This window comes from Leucobacter sp. VD1 (assembly GCF_037150695.1).
Taxonomy (GTDB): Bacteria; Actinomycetota; Actinomycetes; order Actinomycetales; family Microbacteriaceae; genus Leucobacter.
In genome coordinates, this window is sequence record NZ_JBBCPO010000002.1 from 526,334 (window position 1) to 549,773 (window position 23,440).

The 23,440-nt window shown below is 64.5% G+C and carries 20 protein-coding genes, 1 tRNA gene and 1 pseudogene; 4 read left to right on the forward strand and 18 right to left on the reverse strand.

Annotated elements, in window-relative coordinates; all coding sequences use genetic code 11:
• Nucleotides 1-45 precede the first annotated feature (45 nt).
• Nucleotides 46-321 (reverse strand): cell division protein CrgA, encoded by a 276-nt coding sequence (locus WFL22_RS07850; RefSeq protein ID WP_336652454.1) that lies wholly within the window; start codon nucleotides 319-321, stop codon nucleotides 46-48.
• Between the two features lie 58 nt (nucleotides 322-379).
• On the opposite strand from WFL22_RS07850, the gene WFL22_RS07855 reads away from it, so the two are divergent.
• Genes WFL22_RS07855 through WFL22_RS07865 form a run of 3 tightly spaced genes read left to right on the forward strand, consistent with a single transcriptional unit; the run spans nucleotide 380 to nucleotide 1,955 of the window.
• The gene (locus WFL22_RS07855) at nucleotides 380-1,162 is read left to right on the forward strand and encodes a class E sortase (RefSeq protein ID WP_336992165.1); all 783 of its coding nucleotides are present in this window, start codon (nucleotides 380-382) and stop codon (nucleotides 1,160-1,162) included.
• On the forward strand, nucleotides 1,162-1,323 hold the full coding sequence (locus WFL22_RS07860; protein WP_336652452.1) for a hypothetical protein: 162 nt from the start codon (nucleotides 1,162-1,164) through the stop codon (nucleotides 1,321-1,323). Before WFL22_RS07855 ends, WFL22_RS07860 begins: the two co-directional genes overlap by 1 nt.
• Nucleotides 1,320-1,955 carry an anthranilate synthase component II gene (locus WFL22_RS07865; RefSeq protein WP_336652451.1) on the forward strand — a complete coding sequence of 212 codons (636 nt, stop codon included), beginning with the start codon at nucleotides 1,320-1,322 and terminating at the stop codon, nucleotides 1,953-1,955. Before WFL22_RS07860 ends, WFL22_RS07865 begins: the two co-directional genes overlap by 4 nt.
• A 100-nt stretch (nucleotides 1,956-2,055) precedes the next feature.
• On the opposite strand, the gene pknB is transcribed toward WFL22_RS07865, so the two are convergent.
• From pknB to WFL22_RS07900, 7 genes are all read right to left on the reverse strand, one after another.
• On the reverse strand, nucleotides 2,056-3,768 hold the full coding sequence (gene pknB, locus WFL22_RS07870; protein WP_336652450.1) for a Stk1 family PASTA domain-containing Ser/Thr kinase: 1,713 nt from the start codon (nucleotides 3,766-3,768) through the stop codon (nucleotides 2,056-2,058).
• 66 nt (nucleotides 3,769-3,834) lie between these two features.
• On the reverse strand, nucleotides 3,835-5,601 hold the full coding sequence (locus WFL22_RS07875; protein ID WP_336992166.1) for a serine/threonine protein kinase: 1,767 nt from the start codon (nucleotides 5,599-5,601) through the stop codon (nucleotides 3,835-3,837).
• Nucleotides 5,598-7,085, reverse strand: a complete 1,488-nt coding sequence (locus WFL22_RS07880) for a penicillin-binding transpeptidase domain-containing protein (RefSeq protein ID WP_336652448.1) — start codon at nucleotides 7,083-7,085, stop codon at nucleotides 5,598-5,600. Before WFL22_RS07880 ends, WFL22_RS07875 begins: the two co-directional genes overlap by 4 nt.
• A complete protein-coding gene (locus tag WFL22_RS07885) occupies nucleotides 7,082-8,476 on the reverse strand; it encodes an FtsW/RodA/SpoVE family cell cycle protein (protein ID WP_336992167.1) in 1,395 nt (464 codons plus the stop codon). The genes WFL22_RS07880 and WFL22_RS07885 overlap by 4 nt, the downstream gene beginning before the upstream one ends.
• Nucleotides 8,469-9,827 (reverse strand): Stp1/IreP family PP2C-type Ser/Thr phosphatase, encoded by a 1,359-nt coding sequence (locus tag WFL22_RS07890; protein WP_336992168.1) that lies wholly within the window; start codon nucleotides 9,825-9,827, stop codon nucleotides 8,469-8,471. The genes WFL22_RS07885 and WFL22_RS07890 overlap by 8 nt, the downstream gene beginning before the upstream one ends.
• A 2-nt stretch (nucleotides 9,828-9,829) precedes the next feature.
• The gene (locus WFL22_RS07895; RefSeq protein ID WP_336992169.1) at nucleotides 9,830-10,351 is read right to left on the reverse strand and encodes an FHA domain-containing protein FhaB/FipA; all 522 of its coding nucleotides are present in this window, start codon (nucleotides 10,349-10,351) and stop codon (nucleotides 9,830-9,832) included.
• Complete coding sequence (locus WFL22_RS07900) at nucleotides 10,348-11,169, reverse strand: DUF3662 and FHA domain-containing protein (RefSeq protein ID WP_336652444.1); 822 nt, start codon at nucleotides 11,167-11,169, stop codon at nucleotides 10,348-10,350. Before WFL22_RS07900 ends, WFL22_RS07895 begins: the two co-directional genes overlap by 4 nt.
• 155 nt (nucleotides 11,170-11,324) lie before the next feature.
• On the opposite strand from WFL22_RS07900, the gene WFL22_RS07905 reads away from it, so the two are divergent.
• Nucleotides 11,325-11,408 (forward strand) — tRNA-Leu (locus tag WFL22_RS07905).
• 99 nt (nucleotides 11,409-11,507) lie between these two features.
• On the opposite strand, the gene WFL22_RS07910 is transcribed toward WFL22_RS07905, so the two are convergent.
• The 10 genes and pseudogenes from WFL22_RS07910 to WFL22_RS07950 all read right to left on the reverse strand — a co-directional run bounded on the left by WFL22_RS07910 (nucleotide 11,508) and on the right by WFL22_RS07950 (nucleotide 23,328).
• Nucleotides 11,508-12,374 carry a hypothetical protein gene (locus WFL22_RS07910; RefSeq protein ID WP_336992171.1) on the reverse strand — a complete coding sequence of 289 codons (867 nt, stop codon included), beginning with the start codon at nucleotides 12,372-12,374 and terminating at the stop codon, nucleotides 11,508-11,510.
• Nucleotides 12,375-12,626: 252 nt separating this feature from the next.
• Nucleotides 12,627-12,941 (reverse strand): hypothetical protein, encoded by a 315-nt coding sequence (locus tag WFL22_RS07915; RefSeq protein WP_336992172.1) that lies wholly within the window; start codon nucleotides 12,939-12,941, stop codon nucleotides 12,627-12,629.
• Between the two features lie 184 nt (nucleotides 12,942-13,125).
• Nucleotides 13,126-18,450 carry a DUF7507 domain-containing protein gene (locus WFL22_RS07920; protein ID WP_336992173.1) on the reverse strand — a complete coding sequence of 1,775 codons (5,325 nt, stop codon included), beginning with the start codon at nucleotides 18,448-18,450 and terminating at the stop codon, nucleotides 13,126-13,128.
• A complete protein-coding gene (locus WFL22_RS07925; RefSeq protein ID WP_336992175.1) occupies nucleotides 18,447-19,007 on the reverse strand; it encodes a hypothetical protein in 561 nt (186 codons plus the stop codon). Before WFL22_RS07925 ends, WFL22_RS07920 begins: the two co-directional genes overlap by 4 nt.
• Nucleotides 19,008-19,201: 194 nt before the next feature.
• Complete coding sequence (locus tag WFL22_RS07930; protein ID WP_336652439.1) at nucleotides 19,202-19,396, reverse strand: hypothetical protein; 195 nt, start codon at nucleotides 19,394-19,396, stop codon at nucleotides 19,202-19,204.
• Nucleotides 19,397-19,872: 476 nt separating this feature from the next.
• A complete protein-coding gene (locus WFL22_RS07935; protein ID WP_336652438.1) occupies nucleotides 19,873-20,010 on the reverse strand; it encodes a hypothetical protein in 138 nt (45 codons plus the stop codon).
• A 112-nt stretch (nucleotides 20,011-20,122) separates the two neighbouring features.
• Nucleotides 20,123-20,338: pseudogene (locus WFL22_RS12430) on the reverse strand (hypothetical protein); the annotation flags it as partial.
• Nucleotides 20,339-20,353: 15 nt separating this feature from the next.
• Nucleotides 20,354-20,509: a hypothetical protein gene (locus tag WFL22_RS07940; RefSeq protein WP_336992177.1), complete on the reverse strand. Its 156-nt coding sequence runs from the start codon at nucleotides 20,507-20,509 to the stop codon at nucleotides 20,354-20,356.
• A gap of 489 nt (nucleotides 20,510-20,998) precedes the next feature.
• On the reverse strand, nucleotides 20,999-21,376 hold the full coding sequence (locus WFL22_RS07945) for a hypothetical protein (protein WP_336992178.1): 378 nt from the start codon (nucleotides 21,374-21,376) through the stop codon (nucleotides 20,999-21,001).
• 326 nt (nucleotides 21,377-21,702) lie between these two features.
• A complete protein-coding gene (locus tag WFL22_RS07950; protein WP_336992180.1) occupies nucleotides 21,703-23,328 on the reverse strand; it encodes a sigma-70 family RNA polymerase sigma factor in 1,626 nt (541 codons plus the stop codon).
• Nucleotides 23,329-23,440 lie beyond the last annotated feature (112 nt).

The following is a 23,440-nucleotide window of genomic DNA, read 5'->3' on the forward strand; positions in this document are numbered from 1 at the left end:
GCTGATCAGGCGATGATGCCACCTGAGACCGCACGGAACAGCGGGCTACTTCCACCAGGGGGTCATGAGGAAGCCGACGAGCACCAGGCCGAAGCCGACGAAAATGTTGGCCTGCCCGAGCGCCGGAACTGGCAGCTGCACCGTGGTGCTCGTGATGTAGTAGAGCACGATCCAGATCAGGCCCAGCAGCATGAAGCCGAACATCACCGGCTTGAACCACACCGGGTTCGGGGCATCTTTGCGCGTCGACGCGATCTCTGCGCGCTCCTGAGCGAGCTCTGCCGACTTGCGCTTGCTTACGTTCTTCCCAGCTGCTGCCATGTCGTCGATTCTACCGGGATTCCGGCTGACCTCAGCCATTCGCTCTAGAATGTGGAGGGTGACGGAAACCCGCGACAGGCGAGCCCGACGCCGACGGGCCCGTTTGAGCCCACTGACGGTGGTCGGTGAACTGCTGCTGCTCGGCGGCCTGGGAGTGCTGGGTTACATCATCTGGCAGCCCTGGCATACCGGTATCGGCGTGACGGCGAAGCAGGCCGATCTCTCTGCCCAAGATTCTGCTCGGTGGGATACCGAGCAGACCGCGCAGCCCTACGACGGCGTGGTGCCTGTCACCGCGAGGCCTGCGAAGAGCGAGGTCTTCGGCGTGCTGCGCGTGCCCGCCTTCGGCACGACGTACGCCAACCGGGTTGCCGAAGGCACCGACTGGGAAACCGTGCTGAACCTCGACGAGAAGGGCATCGGGCACTACGTCAACACGCAGATGCCTGGCGAGCCGGGCAATGTGGCTCTCGCGGGCCACCGCTCAGGCCCCCTCATCAACTCCTTCCGCGAGGTGATGAACCTGCGCGTCGGAGACCCGCTATTCCTTGAAACGGCAGACGGCTGGTACACCTACCGCTTCCGCAACATCGAGTATGTGCTGCCCACTGAGGGAGATGTGCTCAACCCCTTCCCGCGGCTTGATGGAGTGCCAGGCACCGACCAGATCCTCACCCTCACCACCTGCCACCCGAAGTGGGCGGGCAGCGATGAGCGGGCCATCGCCTACTCCGTGTTCGAATCGTTCCAGCCGCGCGCCGATGGCCCCCCGGCTGAGCTGCTCGAGCTCAACCCCACGATGGAGGGCCACCAGGCCCTGAGAGGAGATCAGGAAGGCTGATGTTCTCACTGCTCTGGCGTTTCTTCCCAGGCCCGGCCTGGTTCCGCGTGATCGTGCTGCTGCTGGTTGCGGCAGCGCTCGTCTACGCGCTCATCACCTACGTCTACCCGTGGGTGGCCATTGAATTCCTCGAACCAGAAGAGGTGACTGTCGGAACATGACGAACATTCTTATCATCGACAACTACGACAGCTTCGTCTACACCCTCAACGGGTACCTGCAACAGCTGGGCGCCTCCACGCGGGTGATCCGCAATGATGAGGTGAGTCCCGGCGAACTCGAACAGCTTGTCGCCGACTACGATGGCGTGCTCATATCGCCAGGCCCCGGCACCCCCGCCGACGCCGGCGTTTCGATCTCGATGGTGGGTATCGCGCTGCGCACCGGCGTGCCTGTGCTGGGGGTGTGCCTCGGGCACCAGGCCATCGCCGAAGCGCTCGGCGCCACGGTCACCCACGCCGAGGAACTGATGCACGGCAAGATCTCCCGGGTGCGGCACTCGGGTGACCGCTTCTTCGAGGGCGTCGCCCCCGAGTTCAATGCCACGCGCTATCACTCGCTCGCGGTGGTGCGCGACACCGTGCCCGAGACCCTCGTGATCACCGCCGAAACCGCCGGTGGCATCGTCATGGCGCTGCGCCACCGGGAGCTTCCGATCTACGGCGTGCAGTACCACCCCGAATCGGTGCTCACCGAGGGCGGGTATCAGCAGCTCGGCAACTGGCTCGCGGTCGTCGGTCTGCCCAACGCCGCGATCATCGCCCAGAGCCTGTCGCCGCTGCTGAAGGCCTAGGTCGGGTTTCGGGCCCCGCTCAGCGTGAGACCCGGCACCCACACGAAGCTGGCCCGGATCCTAGAAGGATCCGGGCCAGCTTCGTACTGCCAGGTGGCGGCTACGCCGCGCAGTACTTGATCTCGATCGCTGCACCCTGCTGTTGCTCGCCGATGATCGACTGGCCATTGACGGGGTAATTGCCCTGGGACGGGCAAGTTTCCGGGGTGTAGGTGACGTTCAGGCCGAGCCCGTCCATCATCGATCGAGCCACCTCGAGCGGCTGACCGATCACCTCAGGCACCTGCACCTTGCCACTCGAAACCGTCAGCTCGACGCTTTCACCAGACCGCAGCTCGGTGCCGGGTGCAGGGGTCACCTCGAGCACGCGGTTCGCAGGTGAGAGCGGATCATCGACACTCGTGACCAGACCCACTGTGAGACCGAGGTCGGCCAGCGCCTGCTTGTAGCTGTCGAGCGTCATACGGTCGATATCAGGGACCGCTGCCGTGACCGGGCCCGTGGAGATGTACAGCGTCACGCGATCGCCGCGGCTGAGCATGGTGCCTGCCTCAGGATCGGAGGAGATGACGTGCCCCGCCGCAATCTCATCGCTGGTCTGCTCGATCGGGATCGGAGTCAGATCGTGCTCGCTCAACAGGGTCATGGCATCCGCGCGTTTGAGGTCGACCAGCTGCGGCACCTCGCGCGAAGTGTCGGGTTGGAAGGTCTGCGGCGCGAGCGTCACCAGCCAGAAGACCACGGCGATGATGATGGCAGCGATCGTGAGAATCGCGGCCCAGGTCCACATCACCGGTGGGCGACTCTGCGTGCGTGCGCCTCCGCTCCCCTCTGAGAGCTGACGCAGCGCCAGATCCGACTCGGAGACCTCGTTTCCGCTGGAGAACAGCACCGTATCTGTCTGCTGCAGCAGCAGTTTGGGCATCTGGCCGCTCGCCGCGGTGCGCAGCGCATCACGGAACTCCGATGCCGACTGGAAACGCTTGGCGCGATCCTTCGCGAGACCGTACAGCACCACCCGATCGAGCTCAGCGGTCACCGCGGGCTCGCGCTCGCTGGGAGCCGTGGGCCGCTCGCTGACATGCTGGTAGGCGACGGCCACCGCCGTGTCACCGCGGAACGGCACATCGCCGGTCAGCAGTTCGTAGAGCAGCACCGCCGTCGAGTAGAGATCGGTGCGAGCGTCAATCGACTCGCCCTTCGCCTGCTCGGGAGAGAAGTAGGCGGCAGTGCCGAGAATCGCAGTGGTCTGCTGCAGCGTCGACGAGGTTTCGGAGACTGCGCGCGCGATGCCGAAATCCATCACCTTGACCTGGCCGGTCTTGCTGATCATGATGTTCGCTGGCTTGATGTCGCGGTGCACGATACCCGCGCGGTGCGAATACTCGAGCGCGGTCAGCACCGAATCCACAACGCGGCAGGCCTCGGTCTGCGACAGCGCGCCCTCCGAGACGAGCTGGCGCAGATTGGTGCCCTCCACGTACTCCATGACGATGAAGGGCAGGCGCTTGGGGCCGTCAGCTGTCTGGATGAGATCATCACCCGCATCGAACACGCGCACCACCGTGGGATGGGCCATACGCGAGGCCGACTGCGCCTCCTGGCGGAAACGGGAGCGGAACTCCTCATCGCCGGCCAGATCCGCCTTCATCACCTTGATGGCGACCTGCCGCCCGAGCTTGGTGTCAGTGCCGCGGTACACCGTGGCCATGCCACCCTGACCGACGAACTCGCCGATGGCGTAGCGCCCGGCGAGGATGCGCTGTTCGCCGCCACTTGGCGTCTCCGGCATGTCCACCTCTTCCGTGCTCATAGATGTGTCCAGTGTATAGGGGCAGGTGCTGTGCGAGACCCCGTGAACGAGGCCCGCCGCGGCTGCCTAGGGGTTGGTGGAGCCGCCGTTGCCGCCGCCATTATTCGACGGGGCCTTCACCGTCACCGTCAGTTCCGGCGACATGGACGACTCGCGCACCACACCTGCGCTGTTCTGGCAGGTCGCGGAATAGGTGACCGTGATCGTGCCGTTCGGATCGCCCGGGTTGAGGGTCTGCGCCTGCAGGTTCGCGGTCGCACCGGAGATGCCTGTAAGCGAGCCTGTGCCGGCAACGTTCACCGCGTAGTTCTGCACGGTGAAGTTCGTGGGGCAGAAGCTCTGCGCCGGCGCGAGCTGCACGGTGAAGGCCTGGCCTGAGTTCACCTCAGCGTTAGTGGTGGTCGGTGCGGCCGGCTGCCCCGCCTGCCCGAAGGCCACGTTGTAAGTGAGCGTGATCGGCTGATCGAAGGGCACTTTGTCGCCAGTCGGATTGACGGCAGTGACGAGCCCCACCTGATCGTCAGGCGCGGCGTTGCCTTCCTGCGGCGAGACGTTCGTGAAGCCGAGACCCGTGAGGTAGCCCACGGCCTCATCGATGTTCTTGCCGATGATCGCCCCGCTGTCGACCACGCCCGTGGTGGGCGGCTTCGTGGTCGTAGGCTTCTTCGTCGTGGTCTTCGGCGTGCTCGTGGTGGCAGTCGGCTTCTCGTCGGTGTTGTTCTGGTTCATGAGCGCCACAGCAGTGCCCACACCGATGATGAGCAGCAGAGCGAGCAGCGTGATGAGCGGCCACGTCCACGGGCTGCGCTTCTTCTTCTGCGGCGGCTCCTCGCCGTCGCCCTCCACAGGGTCGGCCGCGAAGGCCGCAGTCGCAGCGGTCTGGCCCGGCAGCGCCGTGGTCTGCGGCAGCGCAGTCGTCGCCGCATCCATCATCCGTGTCTGCTGCGGCAGCGCAGTCGTGGCCGGCTCCGTCTCACCCAACACCTGGGGTACGTAGCTCGCAGCGAGGCGCACATCGCCGCGGTGCAACGCAGTCGCAGCCTGCGCGAGCTTCGCCGCAGTCTGAGGCCGACCGGCCGCATCCTTCGCGAGGCATGCCATCACCAGATTGCGCACCGGCTCAGGCACATCAGCTGGCAGATCCGGCGGGGTGTCGTTGATCTGCGCCATCGCAATCGCCACCTGCGACTCGCCCGTGAAGGGGCGTTTCCCGGCGAGGCACTCGTAAGCGACAACACCGAGCGAGTAGATATCGGTCGCCGGCGTCGCCGTGTGACCGCTCGCCTGCTCCGGCGCGAGATACTGCACCGTGCCCATCACCTGACCGGTAGCCGTCAACGGCACCTGATCCGCAATTCGAGCAATACCGAAGTCGGTGATCTTCACACGGCCCTCGGGGGTGATCAGCAGATTGCCCGGCTTGATATCGCGGTGCACCAGACCCGCATCGTGCGCGGCCTGCAGCGAGGTTGCGGTCTGCGCCACGATCCCGAGCACACGATTCGCGGGGAGACGCCCCTCGCGCTCGATGATCGCCGAAAGCGGTTCGCCAGGCACGAGCTCCATCACAATGTACGCGGAGCCCTGCTCCTCACCGTAATCGAAGACGTTCGCGATGCCCTCATGGTTGACGAGTGCCGCGTGGCGGGCCTCAGCGCGGAAGCGCTCAAGGAACCCGGGGTCGCCCATGTACTCATCCTTGAGGATCTTGATGGCGACGGTGCGGCCGATGATGCTGTCCGTTGCCTTCCACACCTCGCCCATACCACCGACGGCGATCCTCGAGCTCAGCTCGTAGCGTCCGCCGAATGTGATCCCTGCCGCTGGTCTCATTCGCTCAACACCGCTTCCATTACTCGTTTTCCGACTGCAGTGGGCAGATCGTATGATCCGCCCCCAAATCCAAATGCTTCGCCGCCGCCGTTGGCCACAACAACAGCCACAGCAACCTTCGGGTTGTCAACGGGCGCGAATCCTGTGAACCACAGGGTGAATGGCAGATCGTTGCCCGCCTCATCCTGACCGTTCTCGGCCGTGCCCGTCTTGCCCGCCACCCGCACGCCCTCAATGCCCGCATTCTTCGCGAGCCCCTCGGGGTTCGAGACGCCACGCTCCATCATCTCAGCAACCGCATGCGCCGTATCGCTTGAGATGGGCTTCGAGAACTCGGTGGGCGAGAATTCGCGTTCCACCCGCAGATCCGGCGTGATCACCTTGTCGACGAGGTAGGGGCTCATCACCACGCCGTCATTCGCGATGCCCGCCGAAACCATCGCCATCTGCAGCGGGGTGGCGCGCACGTCAAGCTGACCGATCGAAGAGAGCGCAACGCCTGCCTGATCGGCGGGAAGCGGCGCCTGGCTGGGTGTGACCTTCAGCGGAATCGACAGATCTCTGCCGAAGCCGAAGGCATTCGCCATGTTCGGCACCGCGTTGCGATCCATGCTCATCGCGAGCTCAGCGATGGGGATGTTGCACGAGAGCACGATCGCCTGCTCGAGCGTGGCCTTCGCGCCCGATCCGCAGCTGGTGCGTGAGGCGTTCTGCATGATCGCCGTCGACTGCGGCAGCGTGAGCTGGGCGGGGTTGTCGAACTCCGTGCTCGGGGTTGCGGCGCCCGCCTCGATGGCGGCTGCGGCAACGAGCAGCTTGTAGACGGAGCCGGGGTGGTAGAGATCTCCGGCGATCGCGCGGTTCTTCAACGGCTGCGCCGGGTCGTCGTCGAGCTGACGGTAGTTCGTGATGATCTCGGCGTCGTCGTTGGTGGAGAGGAGGTTCGGGTCGTAGCTGGGAGTCGATACGAGGGCAAGAATCCGGCCCGTCGAGGGATCGATCGCGACGACCGCGCCTTCAAAGCCGTTCTCGGCCATCGCGGCTGCTGCAGCCTCCTGCGCGGCGGGGTCGATCGTCGTCTCAACGGAGCTGCCCTGCGGCTCAACCCCGTTGAGAGTGTTCATGATGCGGGTGAAGAACTGCGCATTGCCGATGCCCGCAAGATCCTGGTTCATCGCCGCCTCAAGACCGGAGGCGCCCTGCAGATGCGAGAAGTAGCCGGTGACCGGCGCGTAGAGCGGCCCGTTGGAATATTGACGAATGAAGCGGAACGAGTCGCCGGTGGGCGTGGAGTACGCCACAGGTTCGCCGTCGACGAGGATCGAGCCGCGTTCGACCTTGTAGCTGTTCTTGATGGTGCGCCCGTTGAGCTCGTTCGCGCGGAGATCGTCGGCCTGCACGAACTGAATCATCGTCACGGCGAAGAACAGCACCAGGAACATGGCGAACACGGTGCGAGTGATGAACTTGAGCTGCTTATTCACGAGCGGATCACCAGCTTCGGTCGGTTGCGCACGGAGTTCGAGAGCAGGATCAGCAGCGCGATGATGATCCAGTTCGAGACGAGAGAGGAGCCGCCGGCGGCGAGGAACGGCGAGGTGAGCCCCGTCAGGGGGATCACCCGAGCAACACCACCGACAACGATGAAGACCTGCAGCGCAATCGTGAAGGCGAGGCCCGCCGCGAGCAGCTTGCCGAAGTCGTCCTGACCGGCGAAGCCGATCCGCAGGCCGCGACCGATGAGCAGCAGGTAGGCGGCCAAGATCACGAACAGGCCGATCAGCCCCAGTTCCTCGCCGATGCTCGGAATGATGTAGTCGCTGAACGAGAGCGGGGTGTCGGCGGGATAGCCCTGGCCGAGGCCCGTGCCCGTCATACCGCCGTTCGCCATGCCGAACAGGCCCTGCACCATCTGGTGGCTCGCACCGTGCGGGTCGGCGAAGGGGTCGAGCCAGTTCGCGAAGCGGCGGTTCACGTAGTCGAGGGTTTGGCTGGCGATGAGCCCGCCGGCGAGGAAGAGCCCCACACCGAGCACGATCCAGCCGACACGGCCGGTCGCGAGGTACAGCATCGACAGGAACAGGCCGAAGTAGAGCAGCGAGGTGCCGAGGTCGCGCTGGAACACGAGCACCGACATCGCGGCGAGCCAGAACACGAGCAGCGGGCCCAGATCTCGGGCACGCGGGAAGCGGATCCCGAGCACCTTCTTGCCCACCATCGAGAGGGCGTCGCGGTTGCGCACCAGATAGCCGGCGAAGAAGATCGCGAGCAGAATCTTCGCAATCTCACCGGGCTGGAACGAGAACGAACCGATGTGGATCCACACCCGCGCCCCACCGATGGTCTTGCCGATGCCGGGCAGCATCGGCAGCAACAGCAGGATCACCGCACCGAGACCGGTGAGGTAGGTGTAGCGGAACAGCACCAGGTGGTTGCGGATCACCAGCAGCACCACGGTCGCCGCGACAACCGCCACCGTCGACCACAGCAGCTGACGCACTGGATCCGCCCCGCTGTCTTCAAACGAGATGCGGTAGATCATCGCGACGCCGACCATGTTGAGCATTGCCGCGATCGGCATGATGAGCGGGTCGGCGTCGGGCGTGACCCTTCGAATGGTGATGTGCAGCCCCAGCAGCGCGACGATGAACGCGACGCCCGTGGGCAGCAGCGTCGTGCTCGGCGCGCCCTCAAGGGTGAGATCGACGATCACCACGGCGGCGATGCCGATGGCGATCGCGAACAGCAGCAGTGCCAGTTCCAGCGCCCGCAACTTGCGAGGTGCCCGCAGCGCGGTGATGCGCTGCAGCACCGTCTCGCTGGTGCGGGTCTTCTCGAAGGTGCGCGGCTCCTTGCCGGCGCTGGTATCACTCATCGTGCACCCCCAGCCGGAGCACGATATCGCGGGCCTCCTCGAGCGAGGCCGCGCTGAGGGTGCGCTTGACCTGCCGCTGCTCAAGCCCGTCGAGCTCGGAAAGCGGGATCTCGGTGTTCTCTGCGGTGGAGTAGAGCGAGAACGACCCGATCTCCTGCTGCACACCGCGATAGATGATCACTGTCGAACCGTCGGTGCCCACGAAGTAGCGGCTCTGCGTCCACTGGTAGCCGAAGAGCACGGCACCGCCGATGGCCAGCAGCACCGCCACCGCACCGAGCGCCCACAGCAGCCGGCGGCGTTTGTTGCGGCGCTTCGTCTCGGCCATGAGCTCGGCGAGATACTCGTCGACGCGCGGCTCGAAGTGGCTTTCTTCGATCTGCGGTGGGCGGCGCACAGTGCGGCGGCGGCCCATGAGGCGGGTGCGGGCGGTGGTGACGGCACCGTCACGGGATCCCGCTGAAGTGGCGGCGGAGCCGGCAAAGCGGCGGTTCGACGGTGCGCGTGCTTCCTGGGCGGCGCGCGCGGCCTGGTCGAGCACGTCGGTGAGTTCGACGGTGTCGGTGGAGGATGCGGCGGCGGAGGCGAGCGGATCTGCGGCGACGGTCTCGGGCGCTTCGGGCGCCGGCACGGTTTCGACGAGCACCACGGTGACGTTGTCGGGGGCGCCGTGCGCAAGGCTCTTGTCGATGAGGGCGTCGACGGCGCCCTGCAGGGAGCCGCGACGGCGCAGGATCTTTTCGATGTCTGAATCTTCGACGTAGCCGCAGAGGCCGTCGGAGCAGAGCAGCCAGACGTCACCGGGCTGGGTATCGAGCACTTCGGTGTCGACCTGGGGTGAGGCTTCGACATCGCCGAGCACACGCATCAGCACGGAGCGGCGGGGGTGCACCTTCGCTTCGTCTTCGGTGATCTTGCCGCTGTCGACGAGGCGCTGCACGAAGGTGTGATCCTTCGTGATCTGCCGCAGCTCATTGTCGCGCAGCAGGTAGAGGCGCGAGTCGCCGATGTGGGCGAGGGCGAGCTGATCGCCGACGGTGATGAAGCCTGTGAAGGTGGTGCCCATGCCCGCAAGCTCGGGCCGGTCCTTGACGGTGCTGCGCAGCTTCGCGTTGGTGTCGAGGATCGCGGAGCGCAGGGTGTTGGTGGTCGCCTCGGGGCTGCCGGTGGGGGCGACGTCGAAGTCGGCCATGGTTTTCGCGGCGATAGCGGAGGCGACGTCGCCTCCCGCGTGACCGCCCATGCCGTCGGCGACAAGGAAGAGGTAGTCGCCCGCGAAACCGGAGTCCTGGTTGTTGGAGCGCACCATCCCGACATGCGAGCCGATGGCGCTTTCGTAGCCGACCGTCACGCTCAGGGCCTCAGCTCGAAGGTTGTGGTGCCGATCGTGACGGGCGTGAATAGCGGTACACGCGCCGGTTTGGTGACGCGGGTGCCGTCGAGGCGGGTGCCGTTCGTGGAGTCGAGGTCGGTGAGCACCCAGTCTTCACCGCTGCGGGCGAGCCGTGCGTGGTAGGTGGAGGTGTATTCGTCGACGATGACGAGGGTGGAGTCGCCGCTGCGGCCGATGGTGAGGATGTCGTCGTCGAGCGGGATGGAAGTGCCGCTCGCGACGCCTGAGGTGATGACGAGTTGGCGTGCCGGGCCCGAGCTGCCTGCTGACGGCACGGGGCTCGCCTGCGCGGCCGGTGCCGGGGCTGCTGCGGGTGTTACGAGCTGCAGCGCTGGCTGCGGTGCGGCGCTGCCGTCGGTGCGGAGGCGCCGCACGGGGGCACCGAAGAGGTCGCTGCGCAGTGCGTAGACGATTGCGAAGATGAAGAACCAGAGCAGCAGCAGGAAGCCGATGCGCAGGATCAGCAGGGCGAGTTCGCTCATAGTCCCCTCCAGAAATCTTCGTCGATGCCGGGGGCGGCTCCCGCTGATGGCGGAGGTGCTGCGGCGCTCGGGGGCGGCGCAGGGCTGGTGCTCGCCGCAGGGGGCGGTGAGGCCGGTCGGGGAGGAGCTGCTGCGGGACGGGCGGCCCGGTCGGCGCGGCCCGGAACGAGCTGGAAGCGCAGCGCGGTCTGCCCGATGGTGATCACGATGCCCTGCGAGAGGGCCGCTTCACGGAACCGCTGCCCGTTGATCTTCGAGCCGTTCGTGGAACCGAGGTCGCGGGCAAGGCCTGCGGTGCCGTCCCAGATGATCTCAAGGTGCTTGCGGGAGGCCGCGGTGTCGCCGATACGGATGCCGCAGTCGCTGCCGCGGCCCACAGTGGTGGTGCCGCGGGGGAGCTGGTGGCGGGTGCCGTCGACGTCGATGACGGCCACCCAATCGACCGAGCCTTCCACGCGAGAAGAGTCGATTTCGAGCACGCCGGTGGTGAGGGCGCTGTCGGGGCGCACCTCGACGTCGGGTTCGCCGAGCAGCTGGTAGCGCTGCTGCTTCGCGTGTTTCGCGACGACGCCGCGTAGCTCTTGTTCGAGGGTGTCGCCGAGGGCGCGCAGGCGATCTGCGTCTTTCTGGGAGACGCGCACCACGAAGCGGTTCGGGGCGAGCACGCGGTCGCGGTCGACGATCACGGCGCCGATGTCGAGTTCGCGCTTCAGCGCGGCAGCGATCTCGACGGGTTGCACGCCGGAGCGGAAGGTGCGGGCGAACGCGCCGTTGACGGCGCGCTCGAGACCACGCTCGACGCTATCCAGGATGCCCACGTGCTGCGCTTGCCTCTCTGCTCCGGTGTGATCGCACGCCGATCGGCTGCGATGTTCGCTTTAGTGTATCCCGCAGTTTAGCCCGCTTTGGTGTGAGGGCTGCGGTGCTGCTAAGCTTGCAGAGTTGTCCGAGCCGAAAGGCCGGAAAACGACTCGCGCGAGTGGCGGAATTGGCAGACGCGCTGGCTTCAGGTGCCAGTGCCCGCAAGGGCGTGGGGGTTCAAGTCCCCCCTCGCGCACGAGGATGGTTTCTCAGAATTAGCGATCTGTATTTCGTGAAATTGAAGAATGGTTCGGATCAGCACCACGATCCGGACCATTTTTCGTTTCAGCGACGCTCACAGCACCGTCGCGCACCCCGAAATAGTCGTACGCATACTCTCGCCCGTGCGCACCGCTCCATCTTTCTGGTTTGTGTCTCCCGGATGTTTCAACAGCATCTTGCTCATCTCAACCTGATCGCGCCGCCCATACGCGTGAAACCAGTCCTCTGATCTCCAAGAGAATTTCTGCAGGTGCTTGATCACGTCCTTCTCGAGCCCAAGCGTGACGCTGCCAGGCGCAGGAATGCACCCGCCCGAGTTGCTGCCTCCCGAGCTGGAGCCGCTGCCTGACCAGGTGACGCCATTGCTGCAGCCCACGTAGTATGGGTTGGCCACGGTCTGCCCCGAGGAAACGACGTAGGTTTCTGCAATCGCGGCGGCCGCAGCGGCGGAATTCAGGAACGCAGCAAGCGTGTTACGGACCGTCGCGGTCTCACGGAGCTGATCGGTGTGCTCGAAGCCGAAGACCGGGGCGGCCTCGGCCTCCAGCTTGGTGCTCTTTGTGTTCGCGAGGTCGGCAAGCGAATCGGCGAGCTGCTGCTTGGCAGTCATTGCCGTGGCACCGGCATCGCCCGCCTTAGAGAATGCCGCGAGGTAGGCGTCCGCGTTTTTTACTGCCGCGTCGCCTGCTGCGGAAAGCGCGTCTTCCGCTGCTGCGGCGTCAGCGAACGCGGTGTTTGCTGCGTTGACGGAGGAGTTGTACTGCTCGATCCGTTGCGCCTGTGCCGTTGCGTTCGCGGTGACGGGGATGCCGGTGCTGGCGGTGACCACGAGCGCGCACATCGGGAGGATGAGCGCGGGTCGCTGGTACCAGGGCCGCTTCACTGCGGCCGGTGTGGTGGCGTCGGGGGTTTTCGGGGTGCCCGGGGTCTGCTCGCTCATGGCGGGCTTCCTTTCCCAAGGGGAGGTCCTCGGCGGGCGTGCAATTGTCACAGTCGTCGTGCGGCTCAGCGCATGGTGAGGCCGCCAGGGTGCAGAGCTCTGACCACTCCTCAGTCAGTGCAAAAGGTAACTGCGGTTCCGAATCGAGTGCAGGCTGAGGAACAACGAGGCTTCGTGCAGAGTGACCGCCTGCGGGCTACTGGTGGCTATGTTCGCCAACCTGATCAGCCTCTCCTGCAGCTCGGGGAGCGATCAGATCAAATCTTCCGCTGCGTCCGGAAGGTAGAAGTATCGGTCGTCCCAGGCGCTGGCACGGAGATCCTCTTCGAATTTCCACCGAATCCCTTCTGCAACCTCCGGAATCCGATTCACCGCTATAGGAATTGTGCTTTCATCCTCCAGGAACCGCGGTAGATAAGCCGTTGAGGGTTGGTGCCTGAGTTCGCACAGCGAGCATCCCACCTTGCCTGGCGGGCTCGAAACGTAGCCGCTCTTGATGCCTTCTTCGATCAGGTCCATCCGCAAGTCCCGCTGCATTGCGGCAAGATCTGAGGGGCTCAGGTCCATGCAGAGACCTTCCTGTTAGGTGGGGAAGGGAAAGGGGCGATCCTGCGGCAGTCGAAAGTGCCTGAGGATCGCCCCTTCTTCATCCGGCGAGCTAAGGGCTCGGGCTGGGTACGGCATCTAGCGGGTCAAGTGCCGAGTCAGGGTAGTCAGCACGCCCTCGGGGGATGCGGGCCGCCCTCAGTCTTTACCGGTGGCCTCCTCGGATTCTACGGAGCCGATTCACGAGCAGGAGGAGCAGACCTGCAAGCAGCAGACCACCACTGATTGCACCGAACACGGTGATGGTTGCGCCGCCGGTGAGTTCAAGCATCCCGGGCGGGTCTGACGGTGCCTGCGGGGTGACCGGCTCTGCGGGCGTGGGAGCCTCCGGAGGTGCATCCTGCGTGAGGACCGCCGTCCATGTGGATTCCGCCGATACCGGCTGATCGCTGACCGCGCCGGTTCCGGTGGCGGTTCCGACGTTGGTGTAGCTGGCGTCAGAGCCGACGCTTCCTGCGCCGGTGCACACCATCGACGCTCCAACCGCGAGCTCTCCGTCCGGGCAGGTGACAGTAACGCCACGATCATCGGTGACGGTGACGCGCCAGAGCGCGTCCTCGCCGATGTTGATCACGGTGTAGTTCCATGCCACATCGCTGTTCGCCGGGACGGTGGCCCCGGTGTCGTAGGCGACCGCGTCCTTGATCACTGCGATCCCGGACAGAAGTACCTGCACCAGGGTCGTCCACGTGTCCTCCGCGGTGACCTCGGCTCCGGTCACTGTTCCGGTTCCGGTGGCCACGGCAGTGTTTGCATAGTCCGGTCCCGCCCCAATGGGGCCTGAGCCGGTGCAGACCATCGTTTCTGCGGGGGCGAGTTCGGTGGCTGGGCAAGTGACCTGAACGCCTTGGCTGTCGGTCACGGTGAGCGTCTCGACCGGTTCTTCACCGGTGTTGGTAACCGCGTAGTTCCAGTTCACAACGGTGCCCTGGCGAACGGTACCCCCGTCGAGCGCGTTCTCCGCGCCCTTGACCACGGAGATCGAAGTGACCGGTTCGCGGACCTCAACACTCCAGTCGTCCTCTGCGGTCACGGGAGTCAGGCTGAGGGCACCCACGGCTTCGGCTATGCCGATGTTGGTGTAGCCGGGGCCGCTGCCAATGCTGCCCGTACCGGTGCAGGTCATCGAATCTCCCGCAGAGAGCATGGTCCCTGGGCAACTGACGGTGACGCCTTGGTCGTCCAGCACTTGGAGGTCGGCCAGGTCTTCGTCGCCGGTGTTGGTGACGATGTACTCCCAGTCCACCATTGTGCCTGGTCGCACCCAGGACCCTTCCTGCACTGCGGGGGCCCGCTTGTCGAGCTGCAGATCGAGGTTGAGCGGGGAAACTGAGATCGACCAGTCGTCCTGATCCTGAACGGGAAGTCCGGTGTACTCAGCCACAGCCGCAGCGGTTGCGACATTCCGGTAAGCCGGGCCGGCACCGATTGAGGCGGACCCCGTGCAGGTGGTGGATTCGTTGACTGCGAGCGAAGTCACCGGGCAGGACACCGCGACTCCCTGGTCGTCGGTCACGACGAGGTTCGTCACGGGTTCTTCGCCGGTGTTCGTGACGAGGTACTCCCAGTTCACTGTTGTGAATGCGGGAAGAGTGCCGCCTTCCACCGTGTCAGGCGAAGACTTGACCACCTCGATCGCCCGCTCCAAGGGGATGACTTCCGCGTTCCAGGTGTCGGTCGCGGTTGCCGGGGCACCGGTCAGATCACCTGTGCCGACGACGACGCCGGTGTTCTGGTAGCTCGGCCCCAGTCCGATCGGGCCGGTGCCGGTACAGTCCATAGACGCGCCGACCGCCAGCACCGTTGCAGGGCAGGTCACTGCGACCCCTTGGCTGTCGGTGACGTTGATGGCGCTGACGGGCTCAGCTCCTGCGTTCACCACCTGGTAGTTCCAGGTGACCGTGCTGAGAGCCGGGATGGGGGTGCCCTCGGCGACGCCGTCTGCGGTCTTGTCGATCGTGAGCGCAGGGCTCAACGGGGAGATCACAACAGACCAGGTGTCTTCGGCTGAGGCGGGATCGCCACTGATCGCACCGGTGCCGATCACCGCGCCGGTGTTCTCGTAGCTTTGGCCGTTGCCGACATTTCCGGTTCCCTGGCACACCATGGATTCGCCGATGTCGAGGGCGGTGCTGGGGCAGGTCACAATGACTCCCTCGCTGTCCCCCACGGACACATCGGTGAGCGGTTCCGTGCCGGAGTTGCGGACGGTGTAGTCCCAAGTCACGTTGGTGAGTCCGGCGATGGTCGACCCTTCGGTGACGCCCTGCGCGGTCTTCTGCAGTTGAACGTCCGGGGCGACCACCTCGACGAGGGCGAAGCATCCGTCCTCGGTGCCGTCGGTGCAGTTCGTCGGGAGTGAGCCGACCTGACCGGTGACCGTGTTCCGCATGCCTGGGGCAACGGTCGGCGACGTGGTGGTTACCGTGTAGTGGATCGTTGCGGCTTCTCCGACGGCCAGGTTTCCGGTCCAGATCAGTTGCTGGTTCACGTCATCCCACACGACGGTGCCACGATCGGTCGTTGCATCGTTGTTGAATGTCGCTGTCTGCAGCACGCCGCTAAGGTCATCAACGACACGGATGCCGTTCGCTGTCGTGGCGAGGCGGTTCGAGAGATCAATGGTGTAGCTGACCGTGTCTCCCACGCCAACCGGCGCGGCCGACTGCTCGCTGTTCTTCTCGATCACGACATCTGCAGGCATCATAATTCCGGTGCGCGCAGTCTCAGCGGCGACCAGGGGTGAACCGGCACTGCTGGCAACCTGGGCGACGCTGTTCCATGCGACATCACCGCTCACAGTGCCGGCAGGCACGAGCATGTTGAAGGCGAGGTTGATGTTCGAGCCTGAAGGCCATTCACCGGGCAGCGTGACGCGCAATGCTCGCACTGCTGCAACTCCGCCGAGAGTATTCGGGTCGGTCGTCCAGTCGTTGTCGCAGCCCGGGTTCGTAGGAAACACTTCCGGACGGCAGGGGTTCATGGATGCGGAGTAGTGGACCTGCGCGCCCGCAGGGACTGCCCGGGACAGGCCGTTGAAGGTGGGGGTGAATTCACTCCCTCTCATGCCCTGGTTCGCTGCGGTCGCACCGGTGTCTCCGACATGCGGGAGTAAGTCATAGAGAACGACGTCGGAGAGCGCGGGCTGTCCTGCATTCTCCCAGTGCAGGAGGTACTCCGCCTCACCGGAAGTGATGCCGGCCACCTGGTTCGCTCCCGACCAGCTGCTGGAGTGCACGTCACGCACGTGCTTCGTAACGACGCTGGTCGCTGCGCTCAAGGTCGAGTTGAACTGGCGTGTTCCGTAAGCCAGGCATCCGGAATCCCCGGAGGTGAGGCCGTCACCGTCGAGATCGCGAGAATCATCGGCCACGCGAGGCGAGTACTGCAGGCAGTTGTCGATCGCAGAAGCCGAACCGTCGATCGACGTGAACGCTTCCGTTGCGAGCGTCCCGTACTGGGCACCCCAGGTGCGTTCGAGCGTGGTCTGCACGCTGACATACGGCCAGCCTTCGCTGGGGCTCGAGGGCACCGCGGGAGTCCCCGGGATCGGGGTGATGCGCACCAGGGCGGGGTGTCCAAGCACCGTATCCTCAGGGATCATTTCGATTGTGTAGTGGCTGCGGTTAGTGCGCCCATCGCTGTCGGTGATGAGAATGCTGTTCGTGGTTTGGCCGGCGACGACATACCCGGCGGGCAGCACCTGCACATAGCTGGGCAGCGCAACCGACGGGTCGAGCGCAAACGCCCCGAACGATGCGGTCGAATATCGGATACCGGACCCGGATACCGAGAATCCGGCTGATGAGGTTCCCACGACGCTTTCCCGCACAGCTCCGATGCCCGTGGCGTCACCTTCGAAGAAGTAGCCGTCGCTGTCATTGGTCACCGCGACGCGTGCACGGTTCTCGAGGTTCATGTCGTGGTCGGCTCCGGGCAGAAGTCGCGTCTGCACGGCTACCCGGACAGAACCGTCGAGGCTCAGCCCGCTGAGGACGACACGGAACCCGACGTAGTGGAGCCCTGCTGGGGGTGCGGGCAGGGGCGCCAGCGAAGCGATGGGCTGAGCGGGTGTGAAGTCCTGCTGCGTCCCGTCGCTCAGGAACAGCGTGAGTGTCTGGTAGCTCAGGTTGCGGTTCCCCACGCCACCCGGCGCGGTCGTGAAGGTGAGATGGGTGAGTTCTTCGACCGGCTGAGTGCAGCCGGCTTCGGAGGCGTACCCATCGACCGTCGGGCTCGACGCGCAGGGCATCCAGTCGGTGACCTCGACTTCATCTCCCTGCAGGATCCGTCGTGCATCGATGTTGTAGTAGTGCACCCCGGCACCACCCGAGTAGGCGTACGTGGGAGAGAATCGCCACGGAGCGCACTGGCCGCCTGGAGCTGGCTCAGTGGTGGGGGTCACCCGGCCCTGCCCGCACTTGGCAAGCTCGGGGGTGGGACGCGCACGGAAGATGTTGTCATGGGTGACGGAATCTTCCGAGGTCCGCATGTTCCCGGCGGTGTCTAGGAATGAGCGCGACACCGAGTTCGTGATCGTATCTGTGTATGCGGGGTCTGACGAATCGGTCGCTGCGGGGAGCTCGACGATGACGTACCAGGGCAGGTCCTGGTAGTTGGAGCAATCGTTCCAGGTGACGGTGTGGGTGGCGGGGTCGTAGATGCCACCTCCGGTCGCTGAAACGAACGTGGCCTGGGCGGGGAGCGTGTCGACGATTTCGATGGTCTCGGCGCGCGCGGTATCCCACCGGTTTTGATTATTGTCCTGCAGCACGCAGGAGGACCAGGTGTCGGTCAGCGGCTCCCAGACCCCGCGGATGTTGGGGGTGATCCGGTAGGTAGCGCGAGCCGTGGTCCCGTCCGAAAGCACCAGTCCGCCGAGGAATTCCTTGTCTACTGGTTCCAGGAGGCGTGTGACGACTTCGCCCTCGAGACGGTTCGAGGTGGCTTCCGAGAAGCTCTCTGAGTTGATCGTTGCGGATCCGAACGAGAATCGAACCCCGTCACCGGTGGACGGGTGCGGGCGAACCTGCACGATGAAGGACTCCTGGGTGCCCGCGGGCACGGTGCGGGTGGAGGTCAGCCGCAGGATGAGTTCCGTGTCCGAGCGCACGACTGTCGGGGTGAAGTTCGCAGACGAGGTCGTTGGTGGGGTGAACGTCACTCCCCAAGTCGACATGTCCTGCATCGCCGCGGGGTTCGGGTTGATGAGGGTGATCGGAATTTCGATCACCGGCCGGACGCAGTCCTCACCAACGAGACCTGAACATGACCAGGACACCTGGTAATCGAAGGTGCTGGAGACTTCCTGCGTCGTGGGCGACGACGTGGATATCGCGACCGAGCCCACACTCGCTGCAAGGGCAGGGGTCACCGCGGTCACCGCGCTGAGAAGGGCGATTGCGAAGGCGACGAGGCCCGCGGTAATCGCGCGGCCCGCCTTGAAGAGAGAGGTCTTCTGGGTGTTCATGACTGCTCCTCCTCGAGGGGGGCTTCGATACGAATGTCTCCGAATGGGGAGATCTGAACGGGACTGACACCGGCCTCACGAGCGGTTTCGGCGAGTGAGACCCGTGCCCCTGTTGGGGAAACCGCTTCGACCCTCCAGGCGAACGCCGTGGCGGTGGTCGACTGGTCGATGGCTTCTAGAACTGCGGTGAGGTCATCGGAAGTGGGTACTACGTGATCGCTGGGGAGCACAATCTGAGCCACGGCTTCCGTGCTTGTGTCGGGATCGATCACCAGATCCACTCGGGCACCGGCCTGGACCTGTGCGTCCAGCCCGTTGGAGAGATTCATCAGCTCTTGCTTTTGATCGCCGGTCAGATTGACGCTGTCGTAGCTGGCTCTGACATCCTCCGGCTGCTGCTCCTCTGCGGCGCAGCTTGTAAGTGCCAGCGGCAGAATCAGTCCCCCGATAACGAGCACATGCGCCGTGATCGACGCTCGTTTCTCACCCCTCATAGTTCCCCATTTCGTCCACATCGATAGGGAATGGAACATCCCCTCGACTACTGAGACGAACAATCGGGCAGGAATCCGACGAGAACAGCAAGAAATTTCTCGCAGCAGCACACGGCCTGCCTGGCACCGTCGCGAAATTGGCCTGTGGCTCGAGTTCGAGTCGGCACTGATTCTCCGATGCCGAGGCCTCGCTCACCAGTAGCGATGCGCGATATGGCTCACTTGCGGCGAGGAACGTGGAGTTCGGGCCACGCGACCTAGTAGAGCGGGACCGGGAAATTCACAAAGGCCAGCAGATCGCTGGTGACAGTGCCGTTCGCGGTCGTGTACTCCTGAGTGAGCGAGAAGCTGATCACCTTCCCACGATGCTGCGGGAAGTCGAACATTACCTCACCGCTCAAGGGGATCGCGAGGTCGTCAACGACTTCGGGAAGGGGGTCTTCCCGAATCACCAGTATTTCTGTGGAAAGCGGGGTGGCTGAGACCCTGAACCGGAACGGGCCGTCGGTTGACATCGTGGTGAGCTCTCGAGGGTCGGGTAGACCGCTGGCGCTGGAGGGGTGGGATCCGTAATCACTGCCGGGTCGGCAGGAAGGGCTGGAAGTGGAGTTGTTTGCGAATGAGCGACCTGCACCGAACGGCTGTCTGCGTTGCGGATCCTCAGTACGTTGTCGCCAACGAACCGGTGGACGTCGAGACCGCGTCCACTGCTCGGCAATCGCCTGGGCCGGGCAGGAGTGCGATTCTGCTTCGACTGCACCCATTCGACGCAGGACGGGGTGCTTCCCAGCAGCAAAAGCGGCAAGAGCACGAGCGCGAGCTTCTTGTGCAGCGAATCGGCCTCTGCCGCGATCGCGGCGCAGTGCACACAGTCGGAGACGTGCAGTTCGAGCTTCGCCGTATGCCGCGGCGCAAGCGCCCCTCGCGTCTAGCGCGGCAGTGAGGGGATGATTTCCCTGCACTCAGGATCTGAGGCGCGATCGGAATCGAGGTGGACAGCAAGCCACCAGATCTTGAACGCCTCACGAGCACGCTTGATCAGCGCGCTGGTTGCATTCTCGCTCATGCCGACGTACCTACCGACCTCCGCTACGGGAAGGTCTTCGACATCTCGGCACTACAGTACCGCACGGTGCCGAGACGTCAGGGACTTAAACGCCTGAACGGTGATGGACTTCTCAAGAATTCCGTCGGCATGATCGCCCAAGGACGCGTATCCCGTGTCGAGCGATTCCTCCTAAAATCTCGGTGCGGAAGTCGCCCTCCTTTCGGGCCTTATCGATGGCGATCCGCCGAGAGGCTGAGGCAACATTTGCCCGGAATGACGCGTTCACCTCAGCGCCACGCATGATGCTGGAGTAGGCCTTCGCGAATGCCTCCTGCATCAGATCTTCCGCCTCGTATCCGGTCTACGAGCGCGTTAGGACAACCACTGCTCCCCGGTGACGCTTCCACCACTCCCCGAATGCTTCGGAGTTGCCACCACCGGCCAGCTCGATGAGCGAGGAGTCGGACATCGACGAGAGGTTCAGGCTCGTCGGGACCGACCGCGCCTTCTTTGCCATGATTCACCCGATATACGTATTGGATGGATCGACAGAATACGAGGATCAATACTGTAGGCGCCAACCCGACGTCCAAGGCATGACATCTTGAGGTAGCTGCACACAGCATGTATATGAAGGGCACACATGCCTCGTGGCCAGTGTGCGGGGGCGACCCGGACCCAGCGAGGGGTCCGGGATCGCCCCCGGCTGGTTCCGGTGAGCACTGCGCTCGAACCGGGGGTGCGGCATCCCGGGGAAAGGGGGAATCGGATGCCGCTGTCAGGGGCCCCGCCACTCTAGGGGGAAGGGGGAAGGAGCGCGGGAACCCCTGAGTCTGTTAGCAGGAGCCCCGGGGCCGACGTACGCGGCGCAGGGCGAACTGCGCAGCCCCGACGCTGGCAGCTGCCGGCGCGGCGCCGGTGACGGTCCACAGGGAAGTGAGGAGCAGTGCCGCTCCCGCGGCAGTGACAACGCGCACCCGTTTCGAGAGTGCTGGGAAAGCGGGCTTCATGATGCCTCCTGGCTGATGGGGGCCTCGATTCGGAGTTCTCCGAAGGGAGAGATGTGGGCGGCGCTGACTCCTGCCGCGAGTGCCGATGCTTCGAGCGAGACGAGTGCGCCTGTCGGGGAGACGGCTTCAACTCGCCAGTCGAAGGCAGCAGCGAGGAGAGAGCCCTCGATCCCTCTCAGAACCGCCGTGACGTCGGCAGTCGTGGGGAGGGCAGTATCGGTGGGAAGCACGATCTGTGCGACGGCCTCGCGGCCCGCGTGAGGGGCGACGATCAGGTCTACCCGCGCTCCTGGCTGGACTTGCGTGTCGAGGGAGTTGGATAGCTCCATCAACGATTGGCGCTCGTCGCCGCTCAGTTGCACACTGTCGGGCATCGCACGGAACGGCTCCTCCGGCGGCGCGTCATTCCCGCAGCCGGTTAGTGCAAGCACTAGGGCTAACCCAGCGCTGCGCAGCACGCAACTCGCGATCGGGGTGCGCGTCGTCTCCCTCATGTCTCTTCCATTCCCCTTCAGAGATGAGGGGCGAACTCCCCTCGTCTAAAGAGACGGATTCGGTGCCGCGAATCCGACGCGAGTGAGTGAAAAGAAAGACCAGTGCCGCGGCGCTATCGCAAGTTCGAGTCGTGCTTCAGATTTGCCAATCCTAGGCTCAGTCCACGAGATGGGGTGCAAGGCCTTGGGGTGGGGGCCGAGGCGGCTTAATGAGCTGGGATCGGGTACTGAGTAAAGGCGAGTGCGTCGCTGCGGATGATGCCGTTCTCCGTCGCGTAGTACTGAGTGAGAGTGATGTCGATTACCCGGGTGCGATGCTGCGGGAAGTCGTACATGACCTCTCCGCTCGTCGGGATCGCGAAGGAAAGCACGATGTCGAGCTGGCCGGCCTCCTGGATCAGCAGATCGACCGTCGACAACGGGGTTGCGGAGATCCAAAAGCGGAACGGGCCATCGGCAGACACGGTCGAGAGTTCGCGGTACTCGGGATAGACAACCGCTGATGGAGGCGAAAGGATCGGTGAGATCACAGGATCGACTGACGACGAGGCGGGGGGGTCGGCCGGCGGTGACGAGGAGGTGATCGGAAGCAGCGAAGGGTCAGGCGTTTGAACACTGGGCGCGGGCGGCAACGACTCGGCGCGCGGCGTGGATCCTTGCCAGCGCGCGGTCTGGGCGCCGCTGTCTCGTGGCGCCGCGACGGCGGAGGCCGTGTCCAAAGTGTCAGAAGGGGACTGGTCCTTAGGGGCCGGGAGGCCGGATTCAGGGCTGCCCGGGTCGTTCTGGACTTGGTCTCGGGTGAGATCTGAGGCCGCTGCGATCGTCCCGGGGGCTCGAAGAACACCGGTCGCGAACGCTGCGCCACCCGCCAGGAGCATCCCCGTCAGGCTCGCCGCGAGAACGACTGCAGGTCTCAAGGATGGAACGCCTGCGGATGGCAGTGAGACGGTTGTTGCCGGTGAGACGTTGGGGGTCTCGGCGATGTGCGCCTGAGTTGCGGAAAGGGGCTGCTGAGGTCTCGACCGCACCCATGCCAAATAGCCGGGTGCGCCGCCCAACAAAAGGAGCGGGAGGAGGACGAGAGCGAGTTTGCGATGCAAGTCATCAGCTTCTGCGGCAATGCCAGCGCAGTGCGCACAGTTCGAAAGATGTCGCGCGACTGCAGCAGTGTCACGTGCTGTGAGCGTTCCGCGTGCAAAACGCGCGAGCATCGGTGAAATGGCGAGGCAATTGGGATGCCGGTTGTGCTCGGAGCTGAGTTGAGCTGAGATCCATGAAGCCTTGAATGCTTCCCGCGATCGTTTGATGAGCGCGCTAGTAGCATTCTCGGTTAACCCGAGATATCGGGCGATCTCGACAACCGGAAGTTCTTCGACGTCTCGATACCACAGCACTTCCCTCTGGCGGGCGGAGAGCGCCTTGAACGCCTTCGTGGTAGTGGTCTTCTCGAGGGCGCGTTCCGCGTGATCCCCCGCCGTTGGATCGACCGGGTCGAGATCGTCGTCGAAGCTCTCGAGAGCGATGCCGCGGTCTCTGCGAGACTGGTCGATCGCGAGTCTGCGAGAGACAGTCGCGACGTACGCGCGAAACGAGATTGTCATGTCTCCACCTCGCAGAATGCTCGCGTAGACCTTCGCAAACGCTTCCTGCGTGAGATCTTCGGGTTCATACCGGGTGAACGACCGAGTCGCTGCGACGACGGCACCATGGTGCCGTGACCAGAGCTCTGCAAATGCCTCTGGAGTGCCAGCGCGTGTGAGATCGATCAGGGCGGCATCGGAGAGCGATTGTAATTCGATGCGGGTGCGACGCTGCTTCGGTCTCTTGGCCATGATGGACTTAATATACGCGCTCCGCAGGCGTGATACGAGTGTGGATTTCGATGCACCTGTTCGTCAAAGTCCCAGAGTGGTGCTGAGGCTGTTGAGTGAAGCTGGTGCGGGA

What these genes read in the sequence shown, in the direction of transcription:
- WFL22_RS07865 (WP_336652451.1), top strand. Translation starts at nt 1,320, where the DNA reads ATGACGAACATTCTTATCATCGACAACTACGACAGCTTCGTCTACACC.
- WFL22_RS07940 (WP_336992177.1), bottom strand. Translation starts at nt 20,509, where the DNA reads ATGGCAAAGAAGGCGCGGTCGGTCCCGACGAGCCTGAACCTCTCGTCG.
- WFL22_RS07850 (WP_336652454.1), bottom strand. Translation starts at nt 321, where the DNA reads ATGGCAGCAGCTGGGAAGAACGTAAGCAAGCGCAAGTCGGCAGAGCTC.
- WFL22_RS07935 (WP_336652438.1), bottom strand. Translation starts at nt 20,010, where the DNA reads ATGAGCGAGAATGCAACCAGCGCGCTGATCAAGCGTGCTCGTGAGGCG.
- WFL22_RS07910 (WP_336992171.1), bottom strand. Translation starts at nt 12,374, where the DNA reads ATGAGCGAGCAGACCCCGGGCACCCCGAAAACCCCCGACGCCACCACA.
- WFL22_RS07895 (WP_336992169.1), bottom strand. Translation starts at nt 10,351, where the DNA reads ATGAGCGAACTCGCCCTGCTGATCCTGCGCATCGGCTTCCTGCTGCTG.
- WFL22_RS07950 (WP_336992180.1), bottom strand. Translation starts at nt 23,328, where the DNA reads ATGGCCAAGAGACCGAAGCAGCGTCGCACCCGCATCGAATTACAATCG.
- WFL22_RS07875 (WP_336992166.1), bottom strand. Translation starts at nt 5,601, where the DNA reads ATGAGACCAGCGGCAGGGATCACATTCGGCGGACGCTACGAGCTGAGC.
- WFL22_RS07885 (WP_336992167.1), bottom strand. Translation starts at nt 8,476, where the DNA reads ATGAGTGATACCAGCGCCGGCAAGGAGCCGCGCACCTTCGAGAAGACC.
- WFL22_RS07915 (WP_336992172.1), bottom strand. Translation starts at nt 12,941, where the DNA reads ATGGACCTGAGCCCCTCAGATCTTGCCGCAATGCAGCGGGACTTGCGG.
- WFL22_RS07945 (WP_336992178.1), bottom strand. Translation starts at nt 21,376, where the DNA reads ATGCCCGACAGTGTGCAACTGAGCGGCGACGAGCGCCAATCGTTGATG.
- WFL22_RS07920 (WP_336992173.1), bottom strand. Translation starts at nt 18,450, where the DNA reads ATGAACACCCAGAAGACCTCTCTCTTCAAGGCGGGCCGCGCGATTACC.
- pknB (WP_336652450.1), bottom strand. Translation starts at nt 3,768, where the DNA reads ATGAGCACGGAAGAGGTGGACATGCCGGAGACGCCAAGTGGCGGCGAA.
- WFL22_RS07860 (WP_336652452.1), top strand. Translation starts at nt 1,162, where the DNA reads ATGTTCTCACTGCTCTGGCGTTTCTTCCCAGGCCCGGCCTGGTTCCGC.